General features: G+C 61.8%; 18 protein-coding genes. 8 read left to right on the top strand and 10 right to left on the bottom strand.

The annotated features are described in order from the left end of the window. Window positions 1–293: 293 nt before the first annotated feature. The 7 genes from RGV59_RS11635 to RGV59_RS11605 all read left to right on the top strand — a co-directional run bounded on the left by RGV59_RS11635 (window position 294) and on the right by RGV59_RS11605 (window position 7310). Complete coding sequence (locus RGV59_RS11635) at window positions 294–1220, top strand: glutamate/aspartate ABC transporter substrate-binding protein (protein WP_017844611.1); 927 nt, start codon at window positions 294–296, stop codon at window positions 1218–1220. Between the two features lie 194 nt (window positions 1221–1414). Next, entirely contained in the window at window positions 1415–2161 is a 747-nt protein-coding gene (locus RGV59_RS11630) for an amino acid ABC transporter permease (RefSeq protein WP_017844610.1), read from the top strand. Beyond that, a complete protein-coding gene (locus RGV59_RS11625; protein ID WP_017844609.1) occupies window positions 2161–2832 on the top strand; it encodes an ABC transporter permease subunit in 672 nt (223 codons plus the stop codon). Before RGV59_RS11630 ends, RGV59_RS11625 begins: the two co-directional genes overlap by 1 nt. Next, window positions 2829–3563, top strand: coding sequence for an amino acid ABC transporter ATP-binding protein (locus RGV59_RS11620; protein ID WP_017844608.1), 735 nt, complete (start codon window positions 2829–2831; stop codon window positions 3561–3563). The genes RGV59_RS11625 and RGV59_RS11620 overlap by 4 nt, the downstream gene beginning before the upstream one ends. Before the next feature lie 159 nt (window positions 3564–3722). After that, window positions 3723–5624 (top strand): sensor histidine kinase, encoded by a 1902-nt coding sequence (locus RGV59_RS11615; RefSeq protein ID WP_017844607.1) that lies wholly within the window; start codon window positions 3723–3725, stop codon window positions 5622–5624. Beyond that, window positions 5621–6961: a sigma-54-dependent transcriptional regulator gene (locus tag RGV59_RS11610; protein ID WP_017844606.1), complete on the top strand. Its 1341-nt coding sequence runs from the start codon at window positions 5621–5623 to the stop codon at window positions 6959–6961. The genes RGV59_RS11615 and RGV59_RS11610 overlap by 4 nt, the downstream gene beginning before the upstream one ends. Before the next feature lie 19 nt (window positions 6962–6980). Next, entirely contained in the window at window positions 6981–7310 is a 330-nt protein-coding gene (locus tag RGV59_RS11605) for a GlpM family protein (RefSeq protein WP_162231505.1), read from the top strand. 130 nt (window positions 7311–7440) lie between these two features. Here RGV59_RS11605 and RGV59_RS11600 read toward each other — a convergent pair whose 3' ends face one another. The 6 genes from RGV59_RS11600 to RGV59_RS11575 all read right to left on the bottom strand — a co-directional run bounded on the left by RGV59_RS11600 (window position 7441) and on the right by RGV59_RS11575 (window position 14808). Further along, on the bottom strand, window positions 7441–8838 hold the full coding sequence (locus RGV59_RS11600; RefSeq protein ID WP_104903839.1) for a sigma-54-dependent transcriptional regulator: 1398 nt from the start codon (window positions 8836–8838) through the stop codon (window positions 7441–7443). Next, window positions 8828–10597 carry a HAMP domain-containing sensor histidine kinase gene (locus RGV59_RS11595; protein ID WP_126586129.1) on the bottom strand — a complete coding sequence of 590 codons (1770 nt, stop codon included), beginning with the start codon at window positions 10595–10597 and terminating at the stop codon, window positions 8828–8830. Before RGV59_RS11595 ends, RGV59_RS11600 begins: the two co-directional genes overlap by 11 nt. Beyond that, on the bottom strand, window positions 10597–11721 hold the full coding sequence (locus RGV59_RS11590) for a GNAT family N-acetyltransferase (RefSeq protein WP_017844602.1): 1125 nt from the start codon (window positions 11719–11721) through the stop codon (window positions 10597–10599). The genes RGV59_RS11595 and RGV59_RS11590 overlap by 1 nt, the downstream gene beginning before the upstream one ends. A gap of 78 nt (window positions 11722–11799) precedes the next feature. After that, a complete protein-coding gene (locus tag RGV59_RS11585; RefSeq protein WP_126586131.1) occupies window positions 11800–12711 on the bottom strand; it encodes an alpha/beta hydrolase in 912 nt (303 codons plus the stop codon). Further along, entirely contained in the window at window positions 12708–14102 is a 1395-nt protein-coding gene (locus RGV59_RS11580) for an aspartate aminotransferase family protein (protein ID WP_017844600.1), read from the bottom strand. The genes RGV59_RS11585 and RGV59_RS11580 overlap by 4 nt, the downstream gene beginning before the upstream one ends. Next, window positions 14095–14808: an MtnX-like HAD-IB family phosphatase gene (locus RGV59_RS11575; RefSeq protein ID WP_017844599.1), complete on the bottom strand. Its 714-nt coding sequence runs from the start codon at window positions 14806–14808 to the stop codon at window positions 14095–14097. Before RGV59_RS11575 ends, RGV59_RS11580 begins: the two co-directional genes overlap by 8 nt. A gap of 230 nt (window positions 14809–15038) precedes the next feature. On the opposite strand from RGV59_RS11575, the gene RGV59_RS11570 reads away from it, so the two are divergent. Beyond that, window positions 15039–15809 carry a MipA/OmpV family protein gene (locus RGV59_RS11570; protein ID WP_046485797.1) on the top strand — a complete coding sequence of 257 codons (771 nt, stop codon included), beginning with the start codon at window positions 15039–15041 and terminating at the stop codon, window positions 15807–15809. A 132-nt stretch (window positions 15810–15941) separates the two neighbouring features. Here the strand turns inward: RGV59_RS11570 and RGV59_RS11565 are convergent, their stop codons facing one another. The 4 genes from RGV59_RS11565 to RGV59_RS11550 all read right to left on the bottom strand — a co-directional run bounded on the left by RGV59_RS11565 (window position 15942) and on the right by RGV59_RS11550 (window position 18417). Next, on the bottom strand, window positions 15942–16346 hold the full coding sequence (locus tag RGV59_RS11565) for an EamA family transporter (RefSeq protein WP_126586133.1): 405 nt from the start codon (window positions 16344–16346) through the stop codon (window positions 15942–15944). Beyond that, entirely contained in the window at window positions 16343–16723 is a 381-nt protein-coding gene (locus RGV59_RS11560) for a transporter (RefSeq protein WP_017844596.1), read from the bottom strand. Before RGV59_RS11560 ends, RGV59_RS11565 begins: the two co-directional genes overlap by 4 nt. Continuing rightward, entirely contained in the window at window positions 16720–17640 is a 921-nt protein-coding gene (locus tag RGV59_RS11555) for an arginase (protein ID WP_017844595.1), read from the bottom strand. Before RGV59_RS11555 ends, RGV59_RS11560 begins: the two co-directional genes overlap by 4 nt. A 123-nt stretch (window positions 17641–17763) precedes the next feature. Beyond that, window positions 17764–18417, bottom strand: coding sequence for a DsbA family oxidoreductase (locus tag RGV59_RS11550; RefSeq protein WP_057004339.1), 654 nt, complete (start codon window positions 18415–18417; stop codon window positions 17764–17766). Between the last annotated feature and the right edge of the window lie 37 nt (window positions 18418–18454).

Genomic DNA, 18454 nt, shown 5'->3' with positions numbered 1-18454 from the left:
CTGCGCCGCAAGGCCCAGGGGCTTTTTCATATCGGTTCAACCATTCGGTTTTCCGAACAGCATTCCCCTGCGCGATTCGGTTTGCCGGACCTGGCCGTTATAAATTCTCGCTCATAAAAAGTTAATTCCTATATAAATCATATAGTTAACCTTTTACTCGTGGACTGGCACGACTCATGCTCTACACTTCAGGACGATTGCCTGAGATGCCTCAGGAGCCGTCACGGGCATTCGCTGTATAAGAGAGCCGCTTAACCGGCTTCATAAAAAAAACAAATGTCGAGGAAGTATTGATGCGCATCGTTCCCCATATTTTGGGCGCAGCTATCGCTGCCGCTCTGATCAGCACTCCAGTTTTCGCCGCCGAACTCACCGGCACGCTGAAAAAAATCAACGACTCGGGCACCATCACCCTTGGGCACCGCGACAGCTCCATTCCGTTTTCCTACATCGCGGATGGTTCGGGTAAACCGGTGGGCTACTCCCACGACATTCAGCTGGCTATCGTCGAAGCCCTGAAAAAAGACCTGAACAAGCCCCAACTGCAGGCCAAGTACAACTTGGTCACTTCCCAGACCCGTATCCCGCTGGTGCAGAACGGCACCGTGGACATCGAGTGCGGTTCCACCACCAACAACGCCGAGCGCGCCCAGCAAGTGGCGTTCACCACCAATATCTTCGAAATCGGCACCCGCCTGCTGGTCAAGAAAGACAAGGATGGCAAGCCGTCCTATAGCGACTTCGCCGACCTCAAAGGCAAAAACGTCGTGACCACCGCCGGCACCACGTCCGAGCGCATCATCAAGGCGATGAACGCCGACAAGCAGATGGGCATGAACGTCATCTCCGCCAAAGACCACGGCGAGTCCTTCCAGATGCTGGAAAGCGGCCGCGCCGTTGCCTTCATGATGGACGACGCCCTGCTGGCCGGTGAAGAAGCCAAGGCCAAGAAGCCGAATGACTGGGTTATCACTGGTACTCCGCAGTCCTTCGAAGCCTACGCCTGCATGGTTCGCAAAGAAGATCCTGCGTTCAAGAAAGCCGTGGATGACGCCATCGTCGCGCTCTACAAATCCGGTGAAATCAACAAGATTTATAGCAAGTGGTTCGAAAGCCCGATCCCACCAAAAGGCCTGAACCTGAACTTCCCGATGAGCGACAAGGTCAAGGAACTGATCGCCAATCCGAGCGATAAGCCTGCGCCTGACGTAAAAATCTGATTTCTGGCTAACCTTATCTCCTGAGGGAGCCACTCCTCCCTCAGGCGTCTGTTACTACCTGCTGGCTATATTTTGGAACACTCGACCGGGCGGTTTTCGAGCCGATCGTGTGTGCCTGGCGTTCACCGTCAGGCGGGAACGGATTTTCCCCAAGCGGGTGCTTGTACATCGATCGATCTCGAGGGGAGACCCTAATGAATTACAACTGGGACTGGGGCGTGTTCTTCAAGTCCACTGGCGTTGGCAGCGAGACTTATCTCGACTGGTACATCGCCGGCCTGGGCTGGACCATTGCCATCGCCGTCGTGGCATGGATCATCGCCTTGCTGCTGGGCTCCATGCTGGGGGTCATGCGTACCGTGCCAAACCGTATCGTATCGGGCATCGCCACCTGCTACGTGGAACTGTTTCGCAACGTGCCGCTGCTGGTGCAGCTGTTCATCTGGTACTTCCTGATACCCGACCTGCTGCCGCAAAACCTGCAGGACTGGTACAAGCAAGACCTGAACCCGACCACCTCGGCCTACCTGAGCGTTGTGGTGTGCCTGGGCCTGTTCACCGCCGCCCGTGTCTGCGAGCAGGTACGCACCGGCATCCAGGCGCTGCCGCGTGGCCAGGAAGCCGCCGCCCGCGCCATGGGTTTCAAGCTGCCGCAGATCTACTGGAACGTGCTGCTGCCGCAGGCTTACCGGATCATCATTCCGCCGCTCACCTCGGAATTCCTCAACGTGTTCAAGAACTCCTCCGTGGCGTCCTTGATCGGCCTGATGGAATTGCTGGCGCAAACCAAGCAGACCGCCGAATTCTCGGCCAACCTGTTTGAAGCCTTCACCCTGGCCACGCTGATCTACTTCACCCTGAACATGAGCCTGATGTTGCTGATGCGCCTGGTCGAGAAGAAAGTCGCAGTGCCCGGCCTGATCTCCGTGGGGGGTAAATAATGGAATTCGATTTCAGCGGCATCATCCCCGCCATCCCCGGCCTGTGGAACGGCATGGTCATGACCTTGCAGTTGATGGTCATGGGCGTGGTCGGCGGTATTGTCCTCGGCACGATCCTGGCGTTGATGCGCCTGTCGTCCAGCAAGTTGCTGTCACGCCTGGCCGGCGCCTACGTGAACTATTTCCGCTCGATCCCGTTGCTGCTGGTCATCACCTGGTTCTACCTGGCGGTGCCCTTCGTGCTGCGCTGGATCACCGGCGAAGACACGCCGATCGGTGCATTCGCCTCCTGCGTCGTGGCCTTCATGATGTTCGAGGCCGCGTACTTCTGTGAAATCGTGCGGGCCGGCGTGCAATCGATCCCCAAGGGCCAGATGGCGGCCGCGCAGGCCATGGGCATGACTTACGGTCAGACCATGCGCCTGATCATCCTGCCCCAGGCGTTCCGCAAGATGACCCCGTTGCTGCTGCAACAGAGCATCATCCTGTTCCAGGACACCTCGCTGGTCTACACCGTGGGCCTGGTGGATTTCCTCAACTCCGCCCGCTCCAACGGCGACATCATCGGCCGCTCCAATGAGTTCCTGATCTTCGCCGGTGTCGTCTACTTCATCATCAGCTTTTCCGCCTCGCTGCTGGTCAAGCGTCTGCAAAAAAGGTTTGCCGTATGATCTCTATCAAAAACGTCAACAAGTGGTATGGCGACTTCCAGGTGCTGACCGATTGCAGCACCGAGGTTAAAAAAGGCGAAGTGATCGTGGTGTGCGGGCCGTCCGGCTCGGGTAAATCCACCCTGATCAAGTGCGTCAACGCGCTGGAACCGTTCCAGAAAGGCGACGTGATCGTCGACGGCACGTCCATCGCCGACCCGAAGACCAACCTGCCGAAACTGCGCTCGCGCGTCGGCATGGTGTTCCAGCACTTCGAGCTGTTCCCGCACCTGACCATCACCGAAAACCTGACCATCGCGCAGATCAAGGTGCTCGGCCGCAGCAAGGAAGAAGCCACCAAGAAGGGCCTGCAACTGCTTGATCGCGTCGGGCTGTCGGCGCACGCCCACAAGCACCCTGGCCAGCTTTCCGGTGGCCAGCAGCAACGTGTGGCGATTGCCCGCGCCCTCGCCATGGACCCGATCGTCATGCTGTTCGACGAACCGACCTCGGCCCTCGACCCGGAAATGGTCAACGAAGTGCTGGACGTGATGGTGCAACTGGCCCAGGAAGGCATGACCATGATGTGCGTGACCCACGAAATGGGCTTCGCCCGCAAAGTGGCCGACCGCGTGATCTTCATGGACGCCGGCAAGATCATCGAAGACTGCCCGAAAGAAGAGTTCTTCGGCGACATCAGCGCCCGCTCCGAACGCGCGCAGCACTTCCTCGAGAAAATCCTGCAGCACTAAAAAAGCCACAGCTTGCTCCTCCTGTAGAAGCGAGCTTGCTCGCGAAAAACGGCAACGATGACGCGCACATCCTGGATGAACGCGGTGCCCTTGGTTTTTTCGCGAGCAAGCTCGCTCCTACAGGAAGGGGTGAGCGGTAGCTGACCCAAGGCATCTGTGATGAAATGCGACCCCAACCTCTATCGCGCCGCGCCGCCATCACTTGCCGTGAAGCCTCGTCTGATCCGCCAACTGTTCCTGCCGCCGTTGATCATCGCCCTGATGATCGGCCTGGGTTATATCGGCTTCTGGATCAGTGAGTACTATGGCATCCGCACCCTCAGCGATACCGGCGAACGCCAGCTGGAGCTGCATGCCCGCACCGTCGAAAGCGAACTGAGCAAATACACGTACCTGCCCAGCCTCCTGGAACTGGAATCCAGCGTGTCCACGCTGCTGGCCGAGCCGAACCAGGACACCCGCAAGACCGTCAACGACTACCTCGAAGGTCTGAACCGGCGCAGCCGCAGTCGGGCCATCTATGTGATGGACACCACCGGCCGCGTACTGGCCACCAGCAACTGGCGCGATGCCGACAGCTACCAGGGTGAAGACCTGTCCTTCCGCGCCTATTTCCAGAACGCCGTGCGCGGCCAGCCCGGGCGTTTCTATGGCATCGGCAGCACCAATGGCGAACCCGGCTACTACCTGGCCCATGGCCTGGAAGAGCACGGCAAGATCATCGGCGTCGCCGTGGTCAAGGTCCGCCTCGAAGCGCTGGAGGAACGCTGGAAACGCGCGCGTCTCGAAGCGTTTGTCAGCGACGAGAATGGCATCATCATCCTCTCCAGCGACCCGGCCCGCCGCCTCAAGGCCGTGCGCCCCCTGAGCGATGAGACCAAGGACCGCCTGGCGCACAGCCTGCAATATTACTGGGCGACGCTGAACGAGCTGGAGCCCCTGGCCCGCGAGCGCCTCAACGAAGGCACAGAAAAACTGACCTTTCCGGCCAACAGCGAAGTAGTAGCCGACGAACACGAAGTCAGCTACCTGGCCCAGACCCGGCCGCTGAGCGACACGCCGTGGAATTTCACCCTGCTCACCCCGCTCAACGATCTGCGCCGTGCAGCGATCAACCAGGGCATCCTGGTGGCCGTCGCCTTTGGCCTGGTGGCGCTCCTGCTGATTGCCTGGAACGAACGACGCAAAGTCATCGCCACCCGCCTCGCCGCCCGGGAAGCCTTGCAGGAAGCCAACAGCCAGCTGGAACGCCGGATTGCCGAACGCACCGCCGACCTGCGCGCGAGCAACGAGCGCCTCAAGGGGCAGATTCGCGAACGCCGCCAGGCCGAGGAAACCCTGCGCCGCGCCCAGGATGAGCTGGTGCAGGCGGGCAAGCTGGCGGCCATCGGCCAGATGTCCACCAGCATCGCCCACGAATTGAACCAGCCCCTCGCCGCGTTGCGCACGTTGTCCGGCAATACCGTGCGCTTCCTCGAACGCGGCGCGCTGGATACCGCCAGCGCCAACCTCAAGACCATCAACGAATTGATCGACCGCATGGGCCGCATCACCGCCAGCCTGCGCTCCTTCGCGCGGCGCGGCGACGACCAGGGCGAAGCCAACCTGGGCAAGGCCGTGGATGCCGCGTTCCAAGTGCTCGGCGCACGCCTCGACAGCCTGCCGCTGACGCTGCACCGCGACTTTGCCCCGGCCCAATTGCAGATAGACCAGACGCGCCTGGAGCAGATCCTGGTCAACCTGATCGGCAACGCCCTCGATGCCATGCAAGCACAACCGGCGCCGGAGCTGTGGCTGGAAGGCCATGAAGCCGACGGCAAATACCGCCTGCAGGTGCGCGACAACGGCCATGGCATCGACCCCGAGGCGCGCAAGCATCTGTTCGAACCGTTCTTCACCACCAAACCCGGCGAGCAAGGCCTGGGCCTTGGCCTTACGTTGTCCGCCAGCCTGGCCGCGGCCACCGGCGGCAACCTCGCCGTGGAGCATCCCGTCGGTGGTGGTACTGCCTTTGTCCTGAGCCTGCCGCTGGTGGGCGCTCAAACAGCCGAGTCGTCATGAACGTAGAAAAAAACCCTGACCTCACCGTCCTGATCGTCGAAGACGACCCCCACGTGCTGCTCGGCTGCCAGCAAGCCCTGGCACTGGAAGACATCCCCAGCGTCGGCGTGGGCAGTGCCGAAGAGGCGCTCAAGCGCATCGGCGAGAACTTTGCCGGCATCGTCATCAGCGATATCCGCCTGCCGGGTATCGACGGCCTGGAACTGCTCACCCGCCTCAAGGCCCTGGATAAAAGCCTGCCGGTGGTATTGATTACCGGGCACGGCGATATTTCCATGGCGGTCGGCGCCATGCGCAACGGCGCCTATGACTTCATGGAAAAACCCTTCTCTCCCGAGCGCCTGGTCGACGTCGCGCGCCGCGCCCTGGAACAGCGCGGGCTGGCACGGGAAGTCTGGGCCCTGCGCCGCCAGTTGGCCGAGCGCGACTCCCTGGAAGGACGCATCATCGGCCGCTCGCCGGCAATGCAGAACCTGCGCGAATTGATCGCCAACGTCGCGGATACCTCGGCCAACGTGCTGATTGAAGGCGAGACCGGCACCGGCAAGGAACTGGTCGCGCGGTGCCTGCATGATTTCAGCCGACGCCACGCCCACCCATTCGTCGCGCTGAACTGCGGCGGCCTGCCGGAGAACCTGTTCGAAAGCGAGATTTTCGGCCACGAAGCCAACGCCTTTACCGGCGCCGGCAAACGTCGGATCGGCAAGATCGAGCACGCCCACGAAGGCACGCTGTTTCTCGATGAAGTGGAAAGCATGCCGATCAACCTGCAGATCAAGCTGCTGCGCGTGTTGCAGGAACGCACCCTCGAACGCCTGGGTTCGAACCAGAGCGTGGCGGTGGATTGCCGGGTGATCGCCGCCACCAAGTCCGACCTCGACGAATTGAGCCGCGCCAGCCAGTTCCGTAGCGACCTGTACTACCGCCTCAACGTCGTGACCCTGGAACTGCCGCCTTTGCGCGAACGCCGCGAAGACATCCTGCAACTGTTCGAACACTTCCTGCAGCAATCATCCCTGCGCTTCGACCGCAGCGTGCCGGACCTCGACAACCAGACCCTGTCCAACCTGATGAGCCACGACTGGCCGGGCAACGTGCGTGAACTGCGCAACGTCGCCGAGCGCTTCGCCCTGGGCCTGCCCGCCTTCAAGAAAAGCGGCGCCAGCAGCGGCAGCCAGGGCCTGGCCTTCACCGAAGCGGTGGAAGCCTTCGAACGCAACCTGCTCAACGACGCCCTGCAACGCAGCGGCGGCAACCTGACCCAGGCCAGCCAGGAACTGGGAATGGCCAAGACCACCCTGTTCGACAAGGTCAAGAAATACGGTTTGAGCCACTGAGGAACCGCGCGTGGATCTGATATTGAAGGCCGCCCTGGGCGCGGCGGTGGTGCTGATACTGGCCGCGTTGGCCAAGACCCGGAATTACTACATCGCCGGGTTGGTGCCGCTGTTCCCGACCTTTGCGCTGATCGCCCATTACATCGTCGGCAAAGGCCGTTCGGTGGACGATTTGAAGACCACCATCCTGTTCGGGATGTGGTCGATCATTCCGTACTTTGTGTATTTGGCGACGCTCTACGTGCTGGTCGATCGCCTGCGCCTGGAAGCCTCTTTAGCCGTAGCAGCGCTAGCGTGGTTGATGGCAGCGACTGTTCTGGTCAGCGTCTGGGTACGCCTGCAGACCTGACACACCACAATCCAAATGTGGGAGGGGCTTGCCCCCGATGGCGGTGGATCAGAGACACATAGGCTGTCTGACCCACTGCTATCGGGGGCAAGCCCCCTCCCACATTTAGAACAGTGCTGTGCCAGGCAACTCAGCGGACTATTTTGTCGACCTGAATCCCCAGCTTCTTCAGGCGATACCAGAAGCTGCGCTCGGAAATCCCGATCTTCGCCGCTGCCGCCGCCTGTACGCCATTGCTCTCGTGCAATGCCGCCTGGATGTAGGCTTTCTCCACCTCCGCCAGCGCCGCATCCAGGTCCTGGGGAATGCCCGGCCCGTCGCTGAGGATCGCCGTCACGCCGCCCTCGCGGGGCTTGGACGCGAACAGATAACCCGGCAAGTCGATATCTTCAATCACCGGCGATGACGCCACGATAGTCGCGCGTTCCACGCAGTTCTGCAGCTCGCGGATATTGCCCGGCCAGTGATACGCCGTCATGGCCTGCAAGGCCTCAGGGCTGAAACCGGTGATGCGTTTACCCGCGGTGACGCTCAAGGTCTGGGCGAAGTGCCGGGCCAGGGGCGCGATGTCTTCCACGCGCTCGCGCAAGGGCGGCAGCGGGATCGGGAACACGTTGAGGCGGTAATACAAGTCCTCGCGAAACTCCTTGTTGGCCACCGCCTCCAACAGGTTCTTGTTGGTGGCGGCGATCACGCGCACGTCCACCTTGCGCTCGCGGGGGTCGCCCACCGGCTCGATCACCCGCTCCTGCAAGGCGCGCAGAATCTTGGCCTGCAGCGCCAGCGGCATGTCGCCCACTTCATCGAGAAACAGCGTGCCTTTGTCGGCCTGCATAAAACGCCCGACCCGGTCGGCCACGGCACCGGTGAAGGCGCCCTTGCGATGGCCGAACATTTCGCTTTCCAGCAGCCCTTCGGGAATCGCCGCGCAATTGACCGCGACGAACGGCTTGTCGGCCCGGCTGCCGTGCTTGTGGATGGCGCGGGCGACCATTTCCTTGCCGGTGCCGCTTTCGCCGGTCAGCAGGATCGTTGCGCTGCTGTCGCGCACCGAATCCACTGCCTGCAACACCTTGCGAAACGCCGGGCTGTCGCCCACCAGGCTGTCGAACTGCGCCTGCTCGTCCAGCTCGGCGCGCATGCGGGCGTTGTCGCGCATGATGTCGCGAAACTGCAGGGCCTTGGCCACGGTGATGTCCAGCTCGTCGATATCGAACGGCTTGGCAATGTAGTCATACGCACCGTTGCGCATCGACTGTACGGCGTTTTTCACCGTGCTGTAGGCGGTCATCACGATCACCGGCACCTGGGAATAGCGCGCCTTGATCTCGGCCAGCAGCGCCGGACCGTCCATGCCCGGCATGCGCCAGTCGCTGATCACCAGGTCGATGTCTTCCTGCTCCAGCACTTTGAGCGCGTGCAGGCCGTTACCCGCCGTGAACACCTGGATGCCATTCTGGCTGAGGGCCGACGACAACAGGTCACAGAGCTTGGGCTCGTCGTCGACCACCAATATGTTATGCGTCATGACTGTCCTCGTCGTCTTCGCCGGTTGCCGGAATGTACAGGCTGAACGTAGCGCCGGCATCATTCTCGCTGATGCATTCGATGCTGCCGTCGTGACTTTCCATGATCGAATAGACTTTGGCCAGGCCCAGGCCGGTGCCGGAGGCCTTGGTGGTGACGAACGGGGTGAAGATGCGCTCGATCATATCCGCCGGGATACCCTGGCCGGTGTCGGCGACGCTGATGACCGTGTTGTCGCCCATCGAACGAATGCCCAGGGTCAGGCGGCCACCTTCGGGCATTGCATCGATAGCGTTGAGAATCAGGTTGAGGCAGGCCTGTTTGAGCTGCTTGGCGTCGGCATAGATGGTCGCGCCGGGCGCCTGGTCGTCGATGTGGGCGTCGATTTTGTGGCTGGCCAGTTCCGGGCTGCAGAAGCCGAGGATCTCCTCCACCAGCGCGCGCGCCGGTTGCAATACGCGCAGCGGCGCGTTGGGTTTGGCGAAATCGAGAAACTCGGTGATCAGGTCGTTGATCCGGCTGACTTCGCTGATCACATATTCCAGGTGGCGCTTGTCGGCTTCCGGCAAGTCGGTGCGACGGTGCAGCAGTTGGGTGGCAGTCTTGATGATCCCCAGCGGGTTACGGATTTCGTGGGCCAGGCCCATGGCGACTTCACCCAGGGCATGCAGGCGGTCGCGCCGGCGCAGTTGGGCTTCGAGGTGATGCAACTCCCCCAGCCGTTCGGTCATATGGTTGAAGGTGCTGCTCAATTGCGCCAGCTCATCGCCGCCGCTGACCACCACACGGTGGGCATAATTGCCCGAGATCACGGCGCTCACGCCCTGGGACAGATCGCGCAACGGTTGGGTCAAGCGCCGCGACACCAGCAGCCCCGCCGCCAGGGACAGTGCCGAGCTGAGCAGGAAAATCAGCACGAACAGGTTGCTCTGGTTCACCAGCCCGACCAGGCTGGTATGGCGCAGCAGGCCGCTGAAGATCACGCCTTGCAGCTCGCCGGCATCGTTGAAGATCGGCCAGTACAAACCGCTGTATTTGTTGGTGAACTGTTCGCTGGGTTGCTTGCTGCTGCGCATCTCGGCTTCGACGCCTTTCGGGATGTGCGAGGGGTGATCCATGAAGCGCTGGGTCGAGAAAATTTCCGAGAAACCGCCGGGGTTGGCCAGGTACAGGCGCAGGTCGAGGGAATGTACGTCGGCTACGCTGGTGAGGAAACTGCTGTCCAGGTAGGTGGCCACCAGCAGCACGTAGTCAACGCCGTCCTGGCTGGTCTCGAAAGTCGAGACCACGATGCCGGTATTCACCCCCGCCACTTGCACGGTCTGCAATGCGGCGTTGCTGGTCAGGTTGATCTGCTTGACGATGTCATTGGGCGCGGTGCTGAACACCACCCGGTGGTCACTGCTGCGAATCAGGGCCACCACGTCGATGTCCGTGGCTTCGGCGATATCGGCGGCGAGCCTGTCGTGCTTGGCCGCCTCCCGGCTGGAGGGCGGGCTGGCGTAGCGCAGGAACAATTTCGCCATGCGCGCGTTGTCATGCAGGATGTCGCCGATCTCGTCCTTGACGATCTTGGTCGATTCCTGCAGCCAGATCCGCACGTTGCTGTCGAAAATCTGCGACAGCGTGGTGGCGGCCAGCTCGGCCGCGATCATGGTCGGAATCACACTGACCAGCCAGAACGCCAGCACCAACTTGCGCTGGACGCTCCAGCGCGAAATGGCAAAGGGGCGGGCTTTCTGGCGGGTCTTGGTGATCATCAGGTTTCGCTTATCGCAGCAGCCATGGCAGGGTCGGAACGATCCGGTCGAAGAAACATTTTCACGAGTCTGAGCAGGCCGTTGACCAGCCGGTTACGGTGGCGGAAGAACAGGCTGTTGCCCTGGAACTCGCACCCCAGCCGCAGCTTACTGGCATATCCGGCCTGGCCACACTCATACAACGCAATATTGTGTTGGATACAGTAGTCGACATTGGTCAACCAACTACGGAAGTAGAGGTTGTAGTCACGGGTAAACTCCACGTCGTGCCCGAAGAACTTGTCGACCAGCCGATGCTCGTCCACCAGCATCAGGTTGAACGCCACCAAGTGCTCGTCGACCCAGTAAAGAACACAGACCGCGCGTTGTTCAAGGCGTTCGAGCACGCCGGTGAAATAACTCGCGGGCAAGCGTTCGAACTGCAGCTCGGCACGGGTCAGCGTGGCTTCGTACAGGCGCATGACCTCGGGCAGCACATCGTCGATGTTGCGCCGCCACTCCACCCTTGGGCCTGGCGCGCGCAGTTTGCGCCGCAAGTCCTTGCGCGTGGATTTGCCCAGCGAGCCCAGGTAAGCGTCCACCGAGCCGTAAGGCAGCGGCAATAAGCCCGTGGGCAAGCTCGGCATGCTTTGAAAGCCAGCCGCGCGGCAACTGTCGGCCCAGTGCGGGTCCTGCGTCGGGGCATCCTTGACCGCCACCAGGCCGATGCCGAACTCATCGGCGTCCTGGCGTGCCGCCAGCAGCAGGTGCTTGAGTAACAGCGCGCGCCGAACCTCAGGCACGCCACTGGCAAACCCAGCGTCACAACGCTCGGCCACCGGCGAACCGATGGCGTACAGCCCCACTTGCAAAACACCCGGCCACAGCCGCTCCAGCCGCGAGGTCAAGCGCTTGCCGACGCCCGACACCGTGGTATCGAGGCGGTAATGGGTGATGAACGCGGCCGCCACGGCCACCAGCGCGCCGTCTTCAAATACCGCCAGGTAGCGCCATTGAAAATCGTCGATCGCGGCGTTTTCCACGGCAACGTAGTAGTCCCAGTCCTCCAGCGCGCCGGGAAAACAGTCGTTCCAGGCACTGCGCCGGATGGCCCGGATGGTCGGGAAGGCTTGGGTGGTTATCACATCGAATCCTTTGTAGCGAGGGAGCGTACTCCCGCTGGACTGCGCAGCAGCCCCCTCAATGACACGCGGTCCTTACAACTAGAACGAGGTGGCAGGTTCCAGGCTCGCTTCGCTGCCTGACGCGGGCAAGCGCCCTCGCCACAATGCACCGGCGTCCACGGAAGCGGTGTGCATCTCGACAAACTCCGCACTCAACTCGATCACCCGGCGGTATTGCAGGTCGACGGTGATCATGTGGTAGCAGTTGTCCAGCAGGATCTTGGTCACCGGCCCGCCGAGGTGACGTTCCACGTAATCGGCGTTCCAGCGGCTGGTGATGTCATCCTCGATCGAATGCAGCACCAGGGCCGGCACCTTGACCTGAGGCATGCGCTTCTTGACCACGGCGTTCATCCGGTGCAACTCGCGCACCGTGATGCCCTCCATGGTCAGCAGGCCAGCCTCGCTGCTCTCCCCTTCCTTCATCTGCCGCTCGACGATCGCCCGCAGGCGTTCGTTCTTGATGCCGTAGGGCGGCTTCTCTTCAAAGCGACAGATATGCACGCCGAACGGAATTTTCATCAGCAACGGCGTAAGGAACGCCAGCTTGTTGATGCTCCAGCCGTCGTACTTCAAGGTGGTCGAATACATCAGCAGCCCGGCGACCTGGCCCGGATGCTCCGAGGCCAGGTACATCGACATCACCGCGCCCATCGACAGACCGCCGACAAACACCTGTTCATGGCGCTGGCGGACCTGGGCGAAGGTTCGGCGCAACCCTTCGTACCAGTCCAACCAGCCGGTGGCCTGCAGGTCGCTGTTGTCGCCGCAGTGCCCGGCCAGGGTGGGCACGTACACCGTGCAATTACCCACCTTGGCCAGGCCCTTGGCGACCTGGCGCAGTTCCGTCGGCGTGCCTGTCAGGCCGTGGATCAACAGGATGCCGACCGGCCCTTCACCGAGAACGAAGCCGGCATCACCCTCACCGAGGTCGATCCCGACGTTGCTCACCGTTTAGTCGCTCGCACCAGCAGTTGCTCGAGCAGCTTCAGGCCCAGTTCGATTTCCGGGTAGCTGATTTCCAGGGACGGTGCCAGGGTGATCACGTTCTTGTAGTAGCCGCCCACGTCGAGGATCAGGCCGAGTTTGCGTCCGTCCACCACCATGTCGCCTTTCATGCCTTCTTCGACCATGTAGTCCAGGGTCGCCTTGTCCGGCGTGAAACCATCCGGGCCGCAGATTTCGCAGCGCAGGGCCAGGCCCAGGCCGTCGACGTCGCCGATGATCGGGAAGCGTTTCTGCAGGTCCTGCAAGCCTTCCAGGAAGAACTTGCCCTTGGCCATGACCATCGCGCCGTAGTCGACTTCGTTGGTCATCTTGAACATTTCCAGGCCTACCGCCGTGCCCAACGGGTTGGAGGCGAAGGTGGAGTGGGTCGAACCTGGCGGGAAGATCTTCGGGTTGATCAGTTCTTCACGGGCCCAGATGCCGCCCAGCGGGTTGAGGCCGTTGGTCAGCGCCTTGCCGAACACGATCACGTCGGGTTGTACGTCGAAGTGTTCGATCGACCACAACTTGCCGGTGCGGTAGAAGCCCATCTGGATTTCGTCGGACACCATCAGGATGCCGTGCTGGTCCAGCACCTGCTTGAGCTCGCGGTAGAAGTTCATCGGCGGGATCACGTAGCCGCCGGTGCCCTGGATCGGCTCGACGTAGAACGCGGCGTATTCACTCTGGCCGACTTTCGGGTCCCACACGCCGTTGTATTCGGTCTCGAACAGGCGGGCGAATTGCTGCACGCAGTGGCTGCCGTATTCTTCCTTGGTCATGCCTTTAGGGCCGCGGAAGTGGTACGGGAACGGGATGAACTGCGCACGCTCGCCGAAGTGGCCGTAGCGACGACGGTAGCGGTAGCTGGAGGTGATCGACGACGCGCCGAGGGTGCGGCCGTGGTAGCCGCCTTCGAAGGCGAACATCAGGCTCTTGCCGTTGGTAGCGTTACGCACCACTTTCAGGGAGTCTTCGATGGACTGCGAACCGCCGACGTTGAAGTGGACGCGACCGTCGAGGCCGAACTTCTTCTTGGCGTCGACCGCGATCATTTCCGACAGCTCGATCTTGCCTTTGTGCAGGTACTGGCTGGCGATTTGCGGCAGGGTGTCGATCTGCTGTTTCAGCGCATTGTTCAAGCGCGGGTTGGCATAGCCGAAGTTGACCGCCGAGTACCACATTTGCAGGTCGAGGTAGGCCTGATCTTCGGTGTCCCACACGTAGGAGCCTTCGCAACGGCTGAAAATGCGCGGTGGCTCGATGTAGTGAACGGTGTCGCCGTAAGAGCAGTATTTGGCTTCTTTATCCAGAAGAATCTGGTCTTCGGCGCTCGCGATGCGGATATCAGACATGGTGGAAGAGTTCCTGATTTTCAATAGAGAGGTCAGTAGGGGCAAAGGTCGTGGCGTTGGCGGCGATGCCCTGTGGCAGCTTGGCCAGCAATGCGCTCACTTCGGCGAAGGTGTCGAAGCGCGCATGGGGAATGTTGTTGGCCTCGCAGTACCGGGCAAGGCTGCCCTTGGCGAAAACGAAGTCGGCGGTGGAGGCCACGCACATGTCGGACTTGCCGTCACCGATCACCAGCACGCGCTTGTTGCGCGGGGTGGATTTGCACTTGCAGTTGCCGGAAGCGGCGCGGCAGGCATCGCTGGCATACGGGAAGTCGATGCGCCAGCTGTTCTGGTCGACCTGGCGCAGGCGGTTGGCGAGGATCGGCAGCAAGCTCACGTAGTTGCGCGACAGGATCCGCGCGATGCCTTGCTCAATGCCGTCGCTGACCACTTCGATGGAGGCCCCCAGGCCGATGACGTGATCGACGAAATCGGGGAAGTCCGGGTCGATCTCGACGCTGTCGAAATACGCCAGCAGCTCACTTGGAGTGGCCTTGATCAGCGCGAGTTGGCGGCTCAGGCATTCGCGTGAACCGATATGCCCATCCAACCATTCCTGCTCGATGGTTTCCCACTCGGGGCCGGCGAAGCGTTGGAGGACGTTGTCGATGACATCGGTGGGGGTAATGGTCCCGTCGAAGTCACACACGATATGCCAGTGGATCATCTGCGTTTACCTTGAGGAGGAGCGCGCTCTGTGCGCTTGCAGAAGGTGTAGAGCAGGGACTGTGCCAACTGGCCAGCACCCAATGGCGCTGGGGGGTTTGCGCGGATATCAGACGGTTTTGTGTCGAAGGAGCTACAATTTTTGTAGCTTGCTACAAACAAGATGAGTGCTTGCGCCAAGGCTGCGCTTTGCGCGTTCATGCGCGCATATTCAATCAAGGAACAGTGACCATGTTCAGGATCACCTCCGCTGTATTCGCCGGGTTACTGGGGCTGTGGAGCGTTTCACAAGCCGCGCAGGCCGAAGGCATCACCGGTGAAGCAGGCGCGGGTATCAGCTACCAGCCCAAGGAACCCACCGGCACCCGCTATGAAACCGCGGCCGTTCCATACCTCGACCTGGACTGGGGCGACGTCAGCCTGAGCACCGATGACGGCCTGTCCTGGAGCGCCCTGAACACCAACGGTTTCAGCGCCGGCCCGTACATCAACTACCTGTCGCGCCGCACGTCCAACGGCGCGTTGTCGGGGTTGCGCGAAGTGTCGAGCATGGCCGAAGTCGGTGGGTTCGTGGAATACGCGCCGGCCGACTTCTGGCGCGTCTACGCCCAACTGGGTCGCGCCGTGGGCGGCGCCCAGGGTCAGGGCGGCGTGCTCGGCAAGGTCGGCGGCGAGCTGGGCTATCCGCTGGTCGGCGGGATCATCGGCAGCAGCGACCTGATGGCGCATTTTGCCGACCGACGCCAGACCAACACGTTTTTCGGCGTAAGCGATAGCGAAGCCGCCGCCTCGGGTTTCCGCCCCTACAACGCCAGCGGCGGCTTCCAGAACGTGACGTTCACCCAGAGCTTCGAGTTTCCCCTGGCGACGAAATGGTCGCTGTTGACCAGTGCCAGCTGGGTCCGCCTGGTGGGTTCGGCGGCGAACAGCAGCATCGTCAAGCAGGCCGGCGAAGTGAACCAGAGCCAGGTGCAGACGGCGATCAGCTACAAGTTCGACTGATGCACATCGATAAAAATGTGGGAGGGGGCTTGCCCCCGATAGCGGTAGATCAGTCCCGTATGTATTGGCTGACCCTGCGCTATCGGGGGCAAGCCCCTCCCACATGGAGCCATGTATTTCATCGCGATACTTTCAGTTTTCCTCGCCTTCGGCCAACAACGCGATCCCGACGATAATCACCCCAACGCCCACCCAGTGCAGCAGGCTGATATGTTCCCCCAGCCCCAGCCACGAACCGAGCAACACCACCACAAACACCAGCGAACTCAGCGGAAACGCCAGCGACAGGCTGCTGCGCCGCAGGATCAGCATCCACACGAAAAACGCGCCGATGTAACTGGTGATCGCCGCCAGAATCCCCGGGTTGCGCGCCACTTCGGACAACCACTGCCAGTTGAAATCCATCTGCCCCAGTTGGTCCCCGGCGACCTTGGTAAACAGCTGCCCGGCGCTCTCGGTGCAAATCAGCAACGCCCACAGCACCACGGTGCCAAGGCGTTCGTGCAACCAGCCCTGATCGATATTTTGCGTACTCATGCCTGACCCCCTGCAATCGCGACTAACATCACGCCGAAAGTAATCACCAGCGTGCCCATCCAGCGCCGGCGGCTGACGGTTTCCCCCAGCACCAGCTTGCCCGCCAGCACCACCCCGCAGTAAGCCAGCGCCGCCGCCGGAAACAACAGGCTCAACGGCGCGCGGGACAAGGCTTCAAGCCAGACGAAAAACTCGATGGCGTAGGCCCCGAGCCCCGCCCACAACAACGGCGCATTGAACACCTGGCCCCAGAACGCGTTCAGGCGAAAGCCGCCCTCCAACTCCGGCAAACGGTCCAGGCCCATCTTGAAAAACAACTGGCCGACCACATCGAGCACGATGGAAAAGGCCACCAGCAACACCACGGTCAAAGTCACGGGAACAGCTCCTCAAACAGGTTGATCAGGGCTTCGTTGGTCGCGGCATTGCGCTGCAGGTCCTCGGCGCTCCAGCGCTCGGCCGGCGGCTGGTCGGACTTGGCCTCCCAACGCTTGAAGGCGTTACTGAACACGGGCTTGGCGAACTCGCCGCACACGTCGATGCCGATGATCCGTTTGCGCGCCGCCAGGGCCCGCAGGGCCTGGAGCAGATGGCTCAGGCGCATGCCGCCCTGGTCCCAGTTGGTGGCCGCGTCTTCGCTGGCCAGCACGTCTTTGTCGATGGTGATCCAGATGGCTTCGGTGGGCAGGCTGCTGATCATTTGCTCAAGGAATGCGGCCCAGTCCAGCTCCGCCAGGTTGCGCCAGTACAGGTAGTTTTCCTGCTGCTGGTGGCCGGCGCCATCGCCGACCCGCCCCCAGACTTTCGACGGCGGGTGCTGCCATGGGAACAGCTGCAATTGCCCGCGCGTGAGGGCGCCGAGGTTGCCGCCGCGCAGCTGCGGGTTATGCAGGTCATCGCTGCACGGGCCGAGGGTGACGATGCGCTTGATCGCCGGCATCTTCAGCGCGCGGTTGACCCACGAGCCGCAGTGGCGCTTGGGTGCAAAGCGGACCCAGTCGGGGTGGTTGTCGAAGTGGATCAGGCTGATGGGTTCTTTCAGGTCGGCCAGAAATGCCGGCGTCAGGTGGTGATAATCGCCGGAGCCGACAAACAGGATTTCCGGCCGCGCGTCCGTGGGCCGGGGCCGTGCCGCCAGGCGTTCGGTGAAGCGCTTCCAGGTTTTTTCGGTGGACCACAGGCGCAGTTTCGGGCCCAGGTCCAGCAAGTCGAGACGGGTGGCATGACCACTGGCCAAACGCCGGGCAATCGGCGCCTGGCCCGTAAGGCTGTGGTCGAGGTCAAGAATATTCAAGGTAATGTTTCACCCCCAATGGCAGCGCCCAACCGGATTGCGGATGGGCTTTAGGGGGTCAATGCAAGGGACGGGCCAGGGACTCTCTTGAGGACAATGAGCCCCTCCCACATGGGACCAGCGTCAGGATCGGGATTCGCGGATGATCTGGCGAATCGCCCCGACAAACGTTTCGACCGACTGGCCACCGCTGACCGCGTACTGCCCGTTGAACACGATGGTCGGCACCGACGTCACGCCACGGGACACCCACAGTTGTTCCTGCTCGCGCACCTCGGCGACGTATTCATCGCTGGCGAGAATCGCCGCGGCGCGTTGCGGGTCCAGGCCGACGCTCTCGGCGATACGCACCAGCGTCGCGTGATCGGACGGGTCCTGGCCATCGCTGAAATAGGCTTTGAACAGCGCTTCCTTGAGGTTGTACTGCAAGCCCTCCAACCCGGCCCAATGCAGCAGACGATGGGCATCGAAGGTGTTGTAGATGCGGCTCTGGCCATCGGTGCGGAACGCAAAGCCCAACTCGGCGCCCATGTCGCGGATGCGCGCACGGGTGGCCTGGGACTCTTCGGCGCTGGAGCCGTATTTCTCGGTGATGTGCTCGACGATGTTCTGGCCCTCGGCGGGCATGCCAGGGTTCAGTTCGAACGGCTGGAAGTGGATCTCGGCCTGCACCTCGCTGCCGAGTTGGTCGAGGGCTTCGGTCAGGCCGCGCAGGCCGATGACGCACCAGGGGCAGGACACATCGCTGACGAAATCGATTTTCAGGGCAGTACTCATGGTAGGCAACCTCGCTGGCATTAATGCGCCGCAAAAG

The organism is Pseudomonas sp. FG1, assembly GCF_034313875.1.
Lineage (GTDB): Bacteria > Pseudomonadota > Gammaproteobacteria > Pseudomonadales > Pseudomonadaceae > Aquipseudomonas > Aquipseudomonas veronii.
This window is presented reverse-complemented; position numbering and strand designations above follow the sequence as displayed.

Bases quoted from the DNA above. Each gene is read 5' to 3' on its own strand.
- RGV59_RS11580 (WP_017844600.1), bottom strand. From the start codon at position 14,102: ATGTCTGATATCCGCATCGCGAGCGCCGAAGACCAGATTCTTCTGGAT.
- RGV59_RS11630 (WP_017844610.1), top strand. From the start codon at position 1,415: ATGAATTACAACTGGGACTGGGGCGTGTTCTTCAAGTCCACTGGCGTT.
- RGV59_RS11625 (WP_017844609.1), top strand. From the start codon at position 2,161: ATGGAATTCGATTTCAGCGGCATCATCCCCGCCATCCCCGGCCTGTGG.
- RGV59_RS11595 (WP_126586129.1), bottom strand. From the start codon at position 10,597: ATGATCACCAAGACCCGCCAGAAAGCCCGCCCCTTTGCCATTTCGCGC.
- RGV59_RS11565 (WP_126586133.1), bottom strand. From the start codon at position 16,346: ATGAGTACGCAAAATATCGATCAGGGCTGGTTGCACGAACGCCTTGGC.
- RGV59_RS11570 (WP_046485797.1), top strand. From the start codon at position 15,039: ATGTTCAGGATCACCTCCGCTGTATTCGCCGGGTTACTGGGGCTGTGG.
- RGV59_RS11635 (WP_017844611.1), top strand. From the start codon at position 294: ATGCGCATCGTTCCCCATATTTTGGGCGCAGCTATCGCTGCCGCTCTG.
- RGV59_RS11610 (WP_017844606.1), top strand. From the start codon at position 5,621: ATGAACGTAGAAAAAAACCCTGACCTCACCGTCCTGATCGTCGAAGAC.
- RGV59_RS11600 (WP_104903839.1), bottom strand. From the start codon at position 8,838: ATGACGCATAACATATTGGTGGTCGACGACGAGCCCAAGCTCTGTGAC.
- RGV59_RS11575 (WP_017844599.1), bottom strand. From the start codon at position 14,808: ATGATCCACTGGCATATCGTGTGTGACTTCGACGGGACCATTACCCCC.
- RGV59_RS11550 (WP_057004339.1), bottom strand. From the start codon at position 18,417: ATGAGTACTGCCCTGAAAATCGATTTCGTCAGCGATGTGTCCTGCCCC.
- RGV59_RS11620 (WP_017844608.1), top strand. From the start codon at position 2,829: ATGATCTCTATCAAAAACGTCAACAAGTGGTATGGCGACTTCCAGGTG.
- RGV59_RS11615 (WP_017844607.1), top strand. From the start codon at position 3,723: ATGAAATGCGACCCCAACCTCTATCGCGCCGCGCCGCCATCACTTGCC.